Source organism: Cellulomonas sp. P24 (assembly GCF_024704385.1).
Lineage (GTDB): Bacteria > Actinomycetota > Actinomycetes > Actinomycetales > Cellulomonadaceae > JAJDFX01.
This window is the reverse complement of record NZ_JAJDFX010000002.1, coordinates 292,394-305,988: the sequence shown is the minus strand read 5'-3', so window position 1 is coordinate 305,988 and position 13,595 is coordinate 292,394. Positions and strand designations below refer to the sequence as shown.

The window sequence follows — 13,595 nt, the reverse complement described above, 5'->3', positions numbered from 1 at the left end:
GCGTCCGTCCCGTCGGGACGGACGCGTGATTCCGCTCGGCCGCGGCTACTCGTCCTCGGTCGTCTCGTCGTCGGCCGTCGCCAGCTCCTCCATCGGTGGGTCGAGGTGTCGGAGCCGCGAGAAGACCGCCCACGCGACCGCGATCAACGGCACCGAGATGACCGCGCCGAGGATCCCGGCGACGAGCGTGCCGGTCGTGACGGCGAGCGCGACGACGACCGGGTGCAACGACACCTGCTTGCCCATCACGAGCGGTTGCAGGACATGCCCCTCGAACTGCCCGACCAGAGCGATGCCGATCCCGACGACGATCGCCTTGACGAGCCCGTTCGCCGCCAGCGCGACGACCATGGCGATGACCATGGCGGCCGGTGCCCCGACGAGCGGGATGAACGCACCGATGAACACGAGGACCGCCAGCGGCGCCGCGAGCGGGACGCCGACGATGAGCAGGATGATCGCCGCGAGGATCGCGTCGGTCACGGCGATGATCACGGTGCCGCGCGCATACCCGGAGAACGTGTACCAGCCGACCCCACCCGCAGCCTTCCAGCTCTCACGTGAGTGGGCGGGTAGCTGGTTCAGGAACCATGACCACATGTCCCGGCCGCGCGCCAGGAAGAACACGGTGCAGAAGGTGGCGAGCGCGAGGATCGTGAAGACCTCGACGACCGAGCCGGCGCTCGACGCCGCCTGGCCCGCGAGCTCGCTGCTGTGGGTCTGCAGCCACTGCTGGCCGTTGTTGATCCATTGGGTGATGTCTGCCTGGGTGACCGTGACCGGCAGCGGTCCGTGCTCGAGGTAGTTGATCACCTGGTCGATGCCGGTGCTGAACTGCCTCGACAGCGACTCCCACTGCCCGGTGACCGACGCGACGACGTAGGTGATCAGCCCGGCGACGAACGAGATGGCCGACAGGAGGCCGAGGAGAACGGCGAGCCCCCGCGGGATGAACCGGTCGAAGAAGTCGACGAGAGGCCGGAGCACGGCTGTGAAGACGAATGCGAGGAAGACCGCGATGAAGACCAGCTGCACGCGCGAGGTCGCGTAGAAGACCAGCACGATTGCGGCGATCACGGTCAGCATCCGCCACGACCACCCGGCGGCCACCCGCAACCACGCGGGTGCCGACTCCTCGTACCCCACGACCGACGGGTTGCGGCGCGCGCCGGCGATCCTGCGTGCCGCTGGGCTCGCCCCGACGAGGTGCCGGTTCGATGCCGGCGCGCGGTCGCCCGTCGACTGCGTGGTGCCGTCCTGGTCCGACATGGCCGTCCTCCCGGGTCACGAACACGCGGCGCCGACCGTGAGGGCACGGTGCCGCTGCGGGACAGTCTGCCGCAGGACGGTGGCAGCAGGGGACCGCCGCTCCGTGCTATCTTTACCGCCGCACCTGAACGGGCCGAGAGGCTCGCGATGGTCCACTCGTCCGGGTGGCGAAATGGCAGACGCGCTAGCTTGAGGTGCTAGTGCCCTTTAACGGGCGTGGGGGTTCAAGTCCCCCTCCGGACACTCATACTGGGGAAACTTCCCCGGCTCTGCGGGCAGGGGTACTCACCCCGCCCCTCACACATCCCCAGGCCCCGGCGTCAAGAGCCACGGGCCCCCATCTGGCGCGTGTGGCCATGCCTGTACCAGTGACGCCCCTGGCCGCCCGGCGCACTCATCGCATCGTCAGCGTGGACGCCTCGTACCGCGTCATGGATCACGTGTGCTGGCGCCGCCTGCGATGGACGCCGGGCATGCACCTGGCAGCGAACGCGAGCGGGCGGACCATCGTCCTTGAGCGCGCTGCTGATGCGACCCTCGAGCTGGACCCACGGTCCCGGGTGCGCCTGCCGGTGGGGCTGCTCAGAAGCATCGGGTGGCAGTCTGGTTCGGATGTGTGGCTGGCCGCCGACGAAGCCACCTTGTGGGTCCGGTCGACCGCTCTCCTGGACACGTCGGGGGCCGACCATGCCTGATGCGGCCACCCGCGCCCTTGCCCTCGAGATGCTCGCACGCCTGGGCGTCAGCCCAGAAGACCTGCTCGCCGCGCACGACACACCCGCGGCACCCACCATCGCGGAGTACCTGCCAACCGTGGAACGAGCCACCCCGACGAAGGCGGCACGCACCTTCGCGAGCTACTGGAAGCGCCTGAACAACCAGCTCGGCGACCGTCGGATCGACGACGTCCGGACCAGCGACATCGCCACCTTCGCCCGAACCTGCCGCGAGAACGCCCAACTGCGCCGTAACACCATCGGCGGCACCGGAGCCGAGACGAACGCGATCACCACGGCAAGGGCGTTCTTCCGCCTCGCGGTCCAAGACGGCATCATCAGCTCCAACCCCGCGGCAGCCGTCCGCAAACCGCGCAGGAACCCCCGCGAACGCCGCGCGCTGACCCCGGCAGAGATCGCCGACCTCGACCAGATCGCCCGCACCCGCAGCGACGACCCCGAGCTCGACACCCTCCTTGTGCGCTTCCACTTGGAGACTGCCGCTCGCCGCCAGGGAGCAATCGGCCTGCGCATGCGCGACCTCGACTACCGCCGCCAGGTCGTGCGCCTGCTGGAGAAGGGAGACAAGCAGCGCGACGTGCCCGTCACCGCCGAACTCCTTGACCACCTGCAGAACCACGCGACCCGCCGCGCACCGGGTGCCACCGGCGACGACCCCGTCCTTCGCTACCGGTCGGGAGCACCCCTGACCCGCCGGCGCTACAACACGCTCGCCGAACGCTGGCAGCGCGAACTCAGCTGGACCGCCACAGCACCCGTCAGCATCCACTGGCTACGCCACACCGCTCTAACCGAAGTCGAACGCATCGCCGGACACGCCGTAGCCGCAGCCCTCGCCGGGCACGCGCCCACAAGCGTGACAGCCAGCTACACCAAGGCGACGATCGCCGAGGTCGCCCGAGCACTCGAGATCCGCACCGGCACCACCCACCCGCTCGCCACCGCGGACTGAACTCCGCCCCGCGCGGGCTCTCAGCCTTCTGCGCACGGACCGCCCACAACCCCTCACCTCAAGGTGATGCGAGCAGCCGTGCGCCGATTGCCGCAACGCGAGCCCACCTGACGGTCGCGATGGTGACCACCACCACCATCACGGCACCCGGACCCATCACCCGGTTCCGGTCGCACGTCGTCGAACGTCAGAGCGCAACCCGACTCACCTGCACCCACCCCGACCACCCCTCCGAGCCCTCCACCCGAGCCGCGGCAACTACCCCGACCCTTCCCGGTCCCCAGATGCACCGCATCGCGCGCATCGACGCCTCAGGTCGCCTCATGGACGCCCGGGCGTGGGACGTCGCCGGCTTCAGCCCGGACACTCGCGTGTCGATGACCCAAGAAGGCACCCGGCTGCGAATCACTGCCGGCGGCGACCACCCGCTCGACGAACGCCGCCGCCTCGCACTGAGCGCCGGGGCGCGCACCTGGCGCGGATGGCGAGCCGGCGCCGACGTCCTCATCACGGCCGTCCCCGGGGTCCTCGTCCTGCGACCCGTCACCGAAATCGACATCTGAAGGAGCCCGAAACCATGCCCATCTCCATGACCACCGAGGAGCTCATCGCGCTCCTTGCCGACGAGCGCCACGCAGGCGAAGACGACGCACGGCGCTCATTCGCACAACAGCGCGCCGACAGCCCGAACAAGAAGGAGCAACGACCAACACCCACCGTGCGCGAGTTCTACGCCACCCTCCTCGACGCATGCGAAGACGAGACCGTCGCCAACTACGGCACCTACTGGCGCAAGCTCGTCGAGGCTCTCGGCGACAAGCAGCTCGCAGACGTCACCAAGACCGACGTGATGGGGTTCGCCAAGCTCTGCCGCAAGTCCGCCCTGGTCCGACGCAACTCGCGAGAAGGCCTCGGGGCACGCCGCAACGCTGTCGCCGCAGCGCGCTGCTTCTTCGCCAACGCCAAGGACGCCCACCACATCAAGACCAACCCGGCCAAGAAAGTCCGGCACAAGCCGTACGACCCGGCACTACGCCGCGCCCTCGTCGAGCACGAACTCGACGAGCTCTACGACCTCGAGGCCAAAACCGTCGACCCCGAGCTGTACTGAATCGCCCTGGGTCTGATGGAGGCTCGGGCTATGGGATTGCGGCCAGGGTCTGGTCGCTCCCGTGGGTAGCGTAGAACGTCGTTTCGTACTCGGTGGGTGGGACGTCTCCGAGGTAGCCGTGCAGCCTGGTGGTGTTGTGCCAGTGGACCCATCCGAGGGTGGCGAGCTCGACGTCCTCGACGGTGCGCCAGGGCTGTGCGCGGGCCGGTCCGCGGATCAGCTCGGTCTTGTAGTAGCCGTTGACGGTCTCGGCCAGCGCGTTATCGTACGAGTCGGCGACGGTCCCGATCGAGGGCGTCGCGCCGATCTCGGCGAGGCGCTCGCCGTAGCGGATCGACGTGAATTGCGACCCGGCATCGGAGTGACACCTCAGCCCGTCGATGCGGGTCCCGCGTGACCAGCGGGCCATCTCGATGGCGTCCAGGACCATCTCGGTGCGCATGTGCCCCGCGACGCGCCACCCGACGATCATCCGGGAGTACACGTCGGTGATGAAGCAGACGTAGGCCACCCCGGCCCAGGTCGGCACATAGGTCAGGTCCGTGACCCACAGCCGGTTCGGGGCATCGGCGGTGAAGTCCCGGCGCACCAGGTCCGGGTGACGGGCCGCGGTCGGGTCGGCCTTGGTGGTGCGGACCCGTTTGGTGCGCACCGCTCCTTCGATGCCCTCGGCGCGCATGAGGCGGGCGACCTGGTCACGGCCCAGGTCCCAGCCGGCTCGGCGGGCGGCCTTCCAGAGCTTGCGGGCCCCGTAGACGCAGTAGTTGTCCGCCCAGAGCTGGCGCAGCACCGGGCGCAGCACGCCGTCGCGGACCGTCCGCGTCGACGGGACACGCGTCTTGGCCGCGTAGTACGTGCTCGGCGCCACCTGCAGCACGCTGCAGATGGGCTCGACACCGAGCTCGTGACGGTTCGCGTCGATGAACGCGACTACCTCTTGTGTTGGCGGTCGAGCTCCGCCCCGAAGAAACTCGCGGCCCGCTTCAGGATCTCGTTGGCCCGGCGCAGCTCACGGTTCTCCTGCTCCAGCTCACGCATCCGGGCGCTCTCGGCCGTGGTCACCCCCGGCACGTGACCCTCGTCGATGTCGGCCTGACGCACCCACAGCCGCACCGACTCAGTTCCGTATCCCAGCTGCGCGGCGACCCGCTGGACCGTCCCGTGCTCGGTCCCCAGCTCCGCGCGCAGGGACCGGACCATCCGCACCGCGGCGGCCCTCTCCTCCGGCGAGTACCGACGCGTAGTCGGCTTCCCTTTCGACACCTCTCGTGGCATGGCTCCATCCTCGTTTCCAAGGTCAGGAGCCTCCAACATCCCCAGGGCGATTCATACACCCTCCTCCTTCGCTTCCACCACGAGACCGGCGCGCGCCGCGGCGGGGGACTGACCCTTCGCCTCATGGACCTCGACTACCGCCGGGGCATGATCGAGCTGCACGAGAAGGGCCTGACCGTCCGTGAGGTTCCAGCAACCGAAGAGCTCCTCCGGTCACTCATCCGGCACTGCCTTTCGCGCACCTCACCCGACGCGCCAGGTGAGCAGCGCATCTTCCGATCCAAGACCGGCAATCCCATCAGCCGGGGCACCTACGGTCGCGTGCACGACCGCTGGTACCAGTCGGAGTCGCTTCGCAACCTCGGGGTAACCGTGCACTGGCTCCGCCACACCGCCATCGCGGAGTACCGCGAGATCGGAGGGCTCAGCGTCTCCACAGCCTTCGCCGGCCACTCCCTTCGCAACCGCACGACCAACGAAAACTACGGCGGGGCCCAACCCGCCGACGTAATCGACGCCTTCGAACGACGCAGCGGCGAAGCGCACCCCCTCGGATCGGGAACCATCCGCCCTCCACTCACCCTCTGACACCCGCGCTCGCTCGTCACGGAGACGACCGACCACGAGCTCGACACCCGGGCCCTAACCCCGATTCGTGAACACTGCGCGCGGCCGCACAACCACGAATCTCGTGTCTACAGCTCAAGGTCAAAGGCCAAGTCGCCACCCGCCGGGCCGTTCCGCCGTGAGGCTGTCGAGCCGTACCGGTCGACGCCGGGCTCGTCGGTGCCCGTTGGGGTGCCATGCGATCGATCTGTCAGTACTCGACGCTACGGTCCGTCCCGTGGGTCACACGCCAGGGGAGGTCGCCGCGTTCACCAGCGGCGAGACGCGTTTGGTGTATGCGGCCCGAAAGGACGCCCCGACTGGGCCGCTCGTACTGCTCGAAGACAACACGGCGCTCGAGATGCGCGAATACGCGAAGGCGCACCTGCGGTGCTTCGTCGCCGAATGCCCCACACCCGAGTTCACCACCGTCGCCCGACGATCCGGGCGGGACGGTTTCAAGCACCTCACCGGTGGTGGACATTCCGAGGAGAGCTTGTTCCACAAGCAGGGCAAGCATGCACTGCTCGGCTGGCTCGCTCGACGGCATCCCGAAGTGGACGCGCGCCTCGAGGTGTCGCTGCTGCCTGTCGTCAATCGACGAGCAGACGTCCTCGCCGTTCACCCGACGGGTGAACGTGTCGCTCTAGAGGTCCAGTACTCGCACCTCGAACTTGCCGAGGGCTCGGAATCGTGGGCGGCCCGCACCCGCGACTACCAGGACGCCGGGATAGCACCCGTGTGGATTCTCGGCCACCGCGGTGTGCACTTCACCGATCGGCGCGACGGCACCGTCGCCCTCGGAGCGCTCGGCCGCGCGATCCTCGAGGCTGGCATGCCTCTGTGGTGGGTCAACCCGATCCTCGGGACAGTCGCCGTTCCGTACGTGATCTCTCACGTTGGCGAGCGCATGTTCCAACTCCGGCCCACGAGCGAAACGCGCGCCGTACACCTGTGGGTTGACTCGCTCGACACGCTGACGCTCACCGGAGCCGGAGTCCACAGCCCTCGCCTCGACTTCCTCGACCAGCAGCGTCGCGCGCACGACGACGCACTGGCCGCGGCCCGCGCCCACGAAGCCACCGCCGAGGCTGAACGGAACAAGCAAGCTGCGTTGGCCGCCAAGAACGCGGCGCAGCGAGCTCAACACGTCGCCGCGAAGGCCGCCCGGCTAGAGCGAGCGCTCCGAGAACGCCTGCGCGCACAGGAACAGCGGTGGCTGGAGTCGTCCATGCGCGCCAACGTTCTCGCGGCGCACGGCAACACGATCCCCGCCCACCTGGACGTAACCCCAAGTGCTGATGCCATCTGGGCGCACCATCAGCACTGGCAAGCACTCGTGTTCGGGCACGTGATGCTGAATCACATTGGAGACACCGTCACCGTTCGCGACTGCCTGAGCGTGCTCGACGAGCACCGCATCCAGTACAACGCGGACGCCCACCGGGACTGCCCCGGGTCTGGTTGACACCTGATCTGTGAGGATCTGGTCCTCGCTGGAAGGATGTCCCCGTGGCAAAGCCCTATCCTCAGGAGTTCCGCAACGACGTCGTGGCCGTGGCCCGCAAGGGCCAGGCACCGCTGTCTCAGATCGCGAAGGACTTCGGCGTCTCCGAAGGCTCGCTGGCGAACTGGATGAAGCAGGCCGATGTCGAGGACGGCAAGCGTCCCGGTCTGAGCGAAGACGAGCGCAAGCAGTTGCGTGAGGCGAACAAGAGGATCCGCCTGCTCGAGCAGGAGAACGAGGTCCTACGGCGCGCTGCTGCCTACCTGTCGCAGGCCAACTTGCCGGGAAAATAGTCTTCCCTCTCGTCCGTGAGATGGCCGCGGCCGGCGCCCGCATCAGGGTGCCGGTCGCGGTGGCGTGCAGGGTCCTGGGTCTGACGACGCAGGGGTACTACAAGTGGCTCAAGAACCCCGTGTCCCAACGGGACTGGGACGACGCCCACCTCATCGACGTCCTTTACGAGATCCATCAGGACGATGCGACGCTGGGCTACAGGTTCCTCACCGACGAGCTGGCCGACGAGCACGGCATCGTCGTGGGCGAGAACCGCGTGCACCGGCTGTGTGGCATCGCCGGCATCTACGCCTCTCATGCGAAGAAGAAGACCAGCAAGCCAGGTGCCACCGGCCCCGCTCCGCATGACGACCTCCTCGCGGTGGTTGACGAGCACGGCGTGGTCCGTCACGAGTTCGTCGCCGAGGCTCCCAACAAGGTCTGGTTGTGGGATATCTCCGAGCACCCCACGCGCGAGGGCAAGCTCTACATCTGCGCGATCAAGGACCTGTACTCCAACAAGATCGTGGGCTACTCCATCGACTCGCGGATGAAGGCGTCGCTGGCGGTCTCAGCGATGCGGAACGCGATCGCCCTGCGCTCACCGGTGAGAACGATCTGTCACTCGGACAGGGGCGGTCAATTTCGCGCCAAGAAGACCCAGCGCCTGCTCGCGAACAACGGCCTGGTCGGTTCGATGGGCCGCTCATACGGAGCCGGCGACAACGCCAGCATGGAGAGCTTCTTCTCCCTGCTCCAGAAGAACGTCCTGGACACCCGCCGCTGGGACACCCGCCAGGAGCTCCGGCTGGCGATGGTGACCTGGATCGAGACCAAGTACAACCGTCGCCGCCGACAGCGCGCCCTGGGCAAGCTCACCCCCGTCGAGTTTGAGATGATCTACGCAGCCGCAGACGCGGCCTGAGAACCATCAACCCCGAGTGTCAACCAGACCGGGGGCAGTCCCGCGCACTCCCGCTGCCCGCTGACAGCGACCCCACAGTGACCCATCATTCTGGATGTGAACCGTGGCGACTCAAGGCCGCCAAGTACTTGCCCCCCACAGCTTGACTGCTCCGTGCACGGCCGTTCGCAGGTGGCCCGAACCATCCTTGGGGTGACTCGGAACCCCGGCTCCCCGCCACCACCCGAACCTCGGGGGGGCACCGGGACGACGTGTCGCACCCAGGCGGCACAATCAACGCCCAACGGCAGCAGAACTGCCCGCAACCTCAACCACGGCCGGTGAAAGTTCAAGGCTTGCGCAAGCCGAAAGCCACTCACCGAACGGGTCGACCAGAACTCCTGCAGCCCCATCTTCACCGCAGTAGGTGTGAAGCACCCTCTGTCAACGTCGCCCGAAAGTGAACCCCGTGTCGTCGGTTGAAAGTGAACCCCTCTGCGGTGGTCGTGCTCAGTCGTCGGTCGGGCCTGGTGCCCGGCCGAGGTCGCGGTTCTTCAGGCGGTAGGAGTCGCCTTTGAGGGCGATGACTTCGGCGTGGTGGACGAGGCGGTCGATCATGGCGGCGGCGACGGTGTCGTCGCCGAAGACCTCGCCCCAGCGGCCGAAGGGCTTGTTGGACGTGACGATCAGGGAGGCTCGTTCGTAGCGGGCTGAGACGAGCTGGAAGAACAGGTTCGCGGCTTCGGGTTCGAAGGGGATGTAGCCGACCTCGTCGATGACCAGCAGGGGGTAGCGGCCCAGGCGGCGGAGCTCGTCTTGCAGGCGCCCGTCGTGGTGGGCGGTCGCGAGGCGGTCGACCCATTCCGAGGCGGTCGCGAACAGGACGCGGTGGCCGGCTTGGCAGGCGCGGATCGCGATGCCGGTGGCCAGGTGGGTCTTGCCGGTCCCGGGCGGGCCGAGGAACACGACGTTCTCCCGGGCGGCGACGAAGTCCAAGGTCCCCAGGTGGGCGATCAGGTCGCGTTTGAGGCCGCGGGCGTGGTCGAAGTCGAAGTCCTCCAGGGACTTGCGTCCGGGGAACCGGGCGGCGCGGATGCGCCCTTCCCCGCCGTGGGTCTCACGGGCGGCGACCTCGCGGCCCAGACACGCCGCGAGGAACTCCTCGTGGGTCCAGGACTCCGCGCGGGCCCGTTCGGCGAGGCGGTCGACCGCGTCACGCAACGTGGGCGCCTTCAACGCGCGGGTCAAGAACGCGAGCTCGGCGGTGACGTCGCGGGTCTGGGTCGCGCTCATCGGGCCATCACCTCGGCCAGCCCGAACACCTGGTCGTAGTCGCCCAGGTTCCGTTGCTCGACCTCTTGCATCCGTGGGGCCGCCGGCCGGTGGGCCGCCGCGAACGACAACGCCAGGGCAGCGGCCCGGTGGGCGGGATCGGTGATGGTCTGCTGACGGGCCCAGCACCGCTCATGGGCCGCGACGACCTTGGTGCCCAGGCGGACGGTCACGGTGGCCAGGTCAGCGGTCACCACGACCTTGCGGCCGACCGCGACCGGGTCCACGGAGTAGTCGTTGGAGTCCAACCGGACGTAGTGGTCCCGGGGCAGGCGGACGGTCGCCGACCAGCCGAGCTGCGGGGCCACGGGCGGCAAGGCGAGCATCGCGGCGGCGTCGGCGGCCCACCGGTCAGCCGGACGAGCACCCAGCGACCGGTGATGGCGCCCGTTCGCCTGCACCAGCCAGTCGGTCAGCTGGGTGTTGAAGTCACCCGGGCCGGTGAAGGTCCGCCCGGGCAGGAACGAGGTCTCGAAGTAGCCGTTGACCCGCTCGACCAGACCCTTGGCCTCCGGGTCCCGCGGGCGGCACTGGTGCACCGAGATGCCCAACGTCCCGCGGAACGCCTCGAACTGATCGGCGAGCTTGGGCTTGCCGGCCCGCCAGGCCCCCACCGCGGGCTCGTTGTCCCAGACCAGCTGAGCCGGAACCCCGCCCATCGCCTGCAGCACCGACCAGTGCCCGGCGATCAGGTCCTCGGCCTGACGGGTCGGGACCATGACCGCGAAGATCATCCGCGAGTAGCCCGCGACCATCACCAGCACCGGCGGACAGGCGACGTGCCCGAACCCGACCGGGATCGGCGCCGGCGGGAACCACAGGTCGCACTGGACCCGCTGACCCGGGTCGTAGGAGGTCCGCGTCGCCGGGTCCGGGGGCAGGTAGTACGGACGCAGCTCACGGATCCGGTCCTTGAGGACCGTGATCGACCGGTCCCACCCGATCCGCTCGGCGATCACCGTCGCCGGCATGTCCGGGACCGCCCGCAGCAGCTCGCGAACCTTGGGCTCGACCGCGTCGACGATCGAGCCCCTGGGCTCTCGGACATACTTCGGCGGGGCGTCATGGGCCAACGCCCGGCGCACCGCGTTCCTCGAGACACCCAGCCGACGCGCGATCGCCTTGATCGCCATCCCCTCGACCCGGTGCAACCGACGGATCTCCGCCCAGTCCTCCACGCTCATCACCCTCCACAGCGTCGTGCAGGGGGTTCACTTTCAAACGACGCCAGGGGGTCAGTCTTCAGCCGACGTCGACACCCTCGAACAAGGATCGAATCTCGTGACGGACGTATGGACTTGGGGGACCATGGGGGCATGAGTGGAACTGGATCGACGTTCGACGTCGGATGGGTCAGCGCAGCGCTGGCCCTGTTGGCGCTCCTTGTGTCACTACTGAACCGCCGAGCAAGCGAAAGCGTGTATACCACCGCCTTGAGAAAGGAGTGGGAGGACTTACATGACCACTGGAGCCGTAGCCTTCTTCTTGCTCGGAATCCGGACGACTACTACGTCGACGCACCAGTCGAACTGAGAAGCGAAATCCGAAAGCTCGTGAAGCGCGTCGACGATTTCAAGTCAACCGACTACGCGGACCCGAACTACGGCCGCGAACTGACCGACATCATCAACTCCTTGCGCGAGGAAACAGCACACGTAAGGACGGTGGTTCGATTCCTCGCGCATGCGGCTGACCTCATGCTCGAGGGCAGCTTGAGCGTGACGAGTCTGTATTCGATGTTTGGACCTGATGTCTCCAGGCACGCTCACGCCATTCGCTGGATGATCGGCAGCCAGTCACCACAGGAGTTCGCGACACCTCCGACCGGAGCTGGCAGCAGATTGTTCTCCCAGGTACCCGAGGGCATGTACCGGGGAGAACAGGAGCGCGTTCTTCTACTTCTGGACCTACTTTGGTCCGAGGTGGCGAAACGAGGAGACAACGAGCCGCACTCGATACTGGGAGTAGCCAGCCACAAGAAGAGAAGCGGGTCGGGAGTCACCTGCCGGAAGCGCCTTTGGCGGCTTTCATCAGGCGTGTCGCCCATTCGATGGGCGACCTTGCGAAGGCAACTGCGTTTCGCGGAACTGGTTCCTTACCAGTCCGTGTGCGTCGATGGTGCGCTTACGGTAGGGCAATGGGACCCGTGGTTGGTGCGAAGGGGGCGAGTGCCTATCCTGAGCCGTCTGATCGGCGCCGCGTCCGCTCATCATTGGTATCGCACACGGACTATGTGACCTCGAGAAGCGATCGGAGCAGTTGGGCGGCCGGCTCTAGCAGGGTTCCGCGCACCAGTCAGAAGAATTCAGCGCAATCAGTGCGCGTTCGTCCTGTATACAGAGCCCAAGCCCCCGGGCCGCGATTCACACACCGCCAGATCCGCCTCAGGAGTGGGCTTCCGTGCTTAGGGTGCTCGTCGTCGCGGCGATGGTCGTTCGGCGGACTTGTTTCGGTTGCCAAATAGAAACCGACCACGGGCGCTATCTGGTGACGGTCTGACACTGCTGGAGCGGCGCGCGTACGACTCGGAGTCGCTCCTCCAGGCGGTCTTGGCTCAGTTCCCTGAGGTGCTCGCCGGGTCGACCACGACCGGCGACGGTGAACCTGGGTTATTGCTGGTGGGTCGCGAGATGGGTGTCGCGAGCGCCGGGGACGTCCCAGGTCCGTTCAGTGTCGACCATCTCTTCCTGGACCGGGCCGGGGTGCCGGTACTTGTCGAGGTCAAGCGGTCGTCGAACTCAGAGATCCGCCGGCAGGTGGTCGGTCAGATGCTCGACTACGCGGCCAGCGCGGTGAAGGTCTGGTCGATCGAGACCGTACGTCAGGCCTGCGAGCAGACTGCGGGTGAAGCTGGCCGTGACCCGGCCGAGCTGGTGCGTGACCTGCGTGCGGACATCGACGTCGCGGAGTTCTGGCGGGTGGTCGAGTCGAACCTTCGCTCGGGCCGCATCTGAATGGTCTTCGTCGCTGACGCGCTGCCCGTGTCGCTGGTGCGCATCATTGAGTTCCTCAACGAGCAGATGAGCTCGGCTGAGGTCCTCGGCGTCGAGGTGCGTCAGTACGTGGGTGGTGAGCACATCGTGTACGTGCCGCGGGTGGTCGGGAACACGTCCACGGCCGTTGCCCAGAAGTCGACCACGGGGGCGCAGCAATGGGATGAGGCATTGTTCCTCGCGGCGGTCAACGCGCGCTGCACCCCTGCGGAGGTGAGCCTGGTCGGCAGGCTCATGGACGATGTTCGCGAGCGAGGCGTTGGGCTTGTGTGGGGGAGGGGTTCCACGCCCGGCGTCGCCGGCTGGTACTCGCTACATGGGCGACCCGCCGGCGTGTGGGGGCTTAACGCCAGCGTCGCCCAGCCCTCCGGGCGGGCGTACATGGCGCTTAACCTCGCGGACCTGGTCAACCACATCGGTACCGACCGCATCGAAGCGGCAGCCGGAGTACTCGAGCGCATCCCAAGTCTCGCGCGCAAGATCGCCGAGGCCCGCACGAACAATTGGCACAAGTACCCGTCCTCGTACCTCGCCGACGTCGCGCCGAACACGGTGCGGATCGAGACCCTCTTCGAGGGCATTCGGATCCTCACCGACCCGGCGGCGTACACCGAAGCCGGTTCGCTGTAGCCCAGC

14 protein-coding genes, 1 tRNA gene and 1 other annotated feature are annotated in these 13,595 nt (G+C 67.6%); of the genes, 11 read left to right on the top strand and 4 right to left on the bottom strand.

Annotation, left to right across the window (positions count from 1 at the left end; all coding sequences use genetic code 11):
• Positions 1–45 precede the first annotated feature (45 nt).
• Positions 46–1,269 (bottom strand): AI-2E family transporter, encoded by a 1,224-nt coding sequence (locus LJB74_RS01535; protein WP_259306878.1) that lies wholly within the window; start codon positions 1,267–1,269, stop codon positions 46–48.
• A gap of 158 nt (positions 1,270–1,427) precedes the next feature.
• Here LJB74_RS01535 and LJB74_RS01530 point away from each other — a divergent pair.
• The 5 genes from LJB74_RS01530 to LJB74_RS01510 all read left to right on the top strand — a co-directional run bounded on the left by LJB74_RS01530 (position 1,428) and on the right by LJB74_RS01510 (position 4,069).
• Positions 1,428–1,512: transfer RNA gene (locus tag LJB74_RS01530), tRNA-Leu, on the top strand.
• A gap of 113 nt (positions 1,513–1,625) precedes the next feature.
• Complete coding sequence (locus LJB74_RS01525; protein WP_259306877.1) at positions 1,626–1,964, top strand: hypothetical protein; 339 nt, start codon at positions 1,626–1,628, stop codon at positions 1,962–1,964.
• The gene (locus LJB74_RS01520; protein WP_259306876.1) at positions 1,957–2,958 is read left to right on the top strand and encodes a tyrosine-type recombinase/integrase; all 1,002 of its coding nucleotides are present in this window, start codon (positions 1,957–1,959) and stop codon (positions 2,956–2,958) included. The genes LJB74_RS01525 and LJB74_RS01520 overlap by 8 nt, the downstream gene beginning before the upstream one ends.
• A gap of 122 nt (positions 2,959–3,080) precedes the next feature.
• Positions 3,081–3,521 carry a hypothetical protein gene (locus tag LJB74_RS01515; protein ID WP_259306875.1) on the top strand — a complete coding sequence of 147 codons (441 nt, stop codon included), beginning with the start codon at positions 3,081–3,083 and terminating at the stop codon, positions 3,519–3,521.
• 14 nt (positions 3,522–3,535) lie between these two features.
• Positions 3,536–4,069 (top strand): hypothetical protein, encoded by a 534-nt coding sequence (locus tag LJB74_RS01510; RefSeq protein WP_259306874.1) that lies wholly within the window; start codon positions 3,536–3,538, stop codon positions 4,067–4,069.
• Positions 4,070–4,097: 28 nt separating this feature from the next.
• Here LJB74_RS01510 and LJB74_RS01505 read toward each other — a convergent pair.
• Positions 4,098–5,344 (bottom strand): IS3 family transposase gene (locus tag LJB74_RS01505; RefSeq protein ID WP_259306873.1). Its coding sequence is split into 2 segments (ribosomal slippage): positions 4,098–5,041 and positions 5,041–5,344, totalling 1,248 coding nucleotides; the frame shifts between segments, so codons are not numbered across the junction.
• Positions 4,929–5,045, bottom strand: a sequence feature (AL1L pseudoknot). It overlaps the preceding gene by 117 nt.
• Here LJB74_RS01505 and LJB74_RS01500 point away from each other — a divergent pair.
• The 3 genes from LJB74_RS01500 (at position 5,231) to LJB74_RS01490 (ending at position 8,655) form a co-directional block, all read left to right on the top strand.
• Entirely contained in the window at positions 5,231–5,932 is a 702-nt protein-coding gene (locus tag LJB74_RS01500) for a site-specific integrase (RefSeq protein ID WP_259306872.1), read from the top strand. The genes LJB74_RS01505 and LJB74_RS01500 overlap by 114 nt on opposite strands.
• Positions 5,933–6,188: 256 nt before the next feature.
• Positions 6,189–7,418 (top strand): competence protein CoiA, encoded by a 1,230-nt coding sequence (locus LJB74_RS01495; protein ID WP_259306871.1) that lies wholly within the window; start codon positions 6,189–6,191, stop codon positions 7,416–7,418.
• A 44-nt stretch (positions 7,419–7,462) separates the two neighbouring features.
• Positions 7,463–8,655 (top strand): IS3 family transposase gene (locus tag LJB74_RS01490; protein ID WP_259306689.1). Its coding sequence is split into 2 segments (ribosomal slippage): positions 7,463–7,741 and positions 7,744–8,655, totalling 1,191 coding nucleotides; the frame shifts between segments, so codons are not numbered across the junction.
• A gap of 489 nt (positions 8,656–9,144) precedes the next feature.
• Here LJB74_RS01490 and istB read toward each other — a convergent pair.
• A complete protein-coding gene (gene istB / locus LJB74_RS01485; protein WP_259306779.1) occupies positions 9,145–9,927 on the bottom strand; it encodes an IS21-like element helper ATPase IstB in 783 nt (260 codons plus the stop codon).
• Positions 9,924–11,153: an IS21 family transposase gene (istA, locus tag LJB74_RS01480; protein WP_259306778.1), complete on the bottom strand. Its 1,230-nt coding sequence runs from the start codon at positions 11,151–11,153 to the stop codon at positions 9,924–9,926. The genes istB and istA overlap by 4 nt, the downstream gene beginning before the upstream one ends.
• A 129-nt stretch (positions 11,154–11,282) precedes the next feature.
• Between istA and LJB74_RS01475 the strand changes: the two genes are divergently transcribed.
• The 3 genes from LJB74_RS01475 to LJB74_RS01465 all read left to right on the top strand — a co-directional run bounded on the left by LJB74_RS01475 (position 11,283) and on the right by LJB74_RS01465 (position 13,589).
• Positions 11,283–12,203, top strand: coding sequence for a hypothetical protein (locus LJB74_RS01475; RefSeq protein ID WP_259306870.1), 921 nt, complete (start codon positions 11,283–11,285; stop codon positions 12,201–12,203).
• 312 nt (positions 12,204–12,515) lie between these two features.
• The gene (locus LJB74_RS01470; RefSeq protein WP_259306869.1) at positions 12,516–12,920 is read left to right on the top strand and encodes a hypothetical protein; all 405 of its coding nucleotides are present in this window, start codon (positions 12,516–12,518) and stop codon (positions 12,918–12,920) included.
• A complete protein-coding gene (locus LJB74_RS01465) occupies positions 12,921–13,589 on the top strand; it encodes a hypothetical protein (RefSeq protein WP_259306868.1) in 669 nt (222 codons plus the stop codon).
• The last annotated feature ends 6 nt before the right edge of the window (positions 13,590–13,595 follow it).

What these genes read in the sequence shown, in the direction of transcription:
- LJB74_RS01535 (WP_259306878.1), bottom strand. Translation starts at nt 1,269, where the DNA reads ATGTCGGACCAGGACGGCACCACGCAGTCGACGGGCGACCGCGCGCCG.
- LJB74_RS01525 (WP_259306877.1), top strand. Translation starts at nt 1,626, where the DNA reads ATGCCTGTACCAGTGACGCCCCTGGCCGCCCGGCGCACTCATCGCATC.
- LJB74_RS01520 (WP_259306876.1), top strand. Translation starts at nt 1,957, where the DNA reads ATGCCTGATGCGGCCACCCGCGCCCTTGCCCTCGAGATGCTCGCACGC.
- LJB74_RS01510 (WP_259306874.1), top strand. Translation starts at nt 3,536, where the DNA reads ATGCCCATCTCCATGACCACCGAGGAGCTCATCGCGCTCCTTGCCGAC.
- istB (WP_259306779.1), bottom strand. Translation starts at nt 9,927, where the DNA reads ATGAGCGCGACCCAGACCCGCGACGTCACCGCCGAGCTCGCGTTCTTG.
- LJB74_RS01475 (WP_259306870.1), top strand. Translation starts at nt 11,283, where the DNA reads ATGAGTGGAACTGGATCGACGTTCGACGTCGGATGGGTCAGCGCAGCG.
- LJB74_RS01465 (WP_259306868.1), top strand. Translation starts at nt 12,921, where the DNA reads ATGGTCTTCGTCGCTGACGCGCTGCCCGTGTCGCTGGTGCGCATCATT.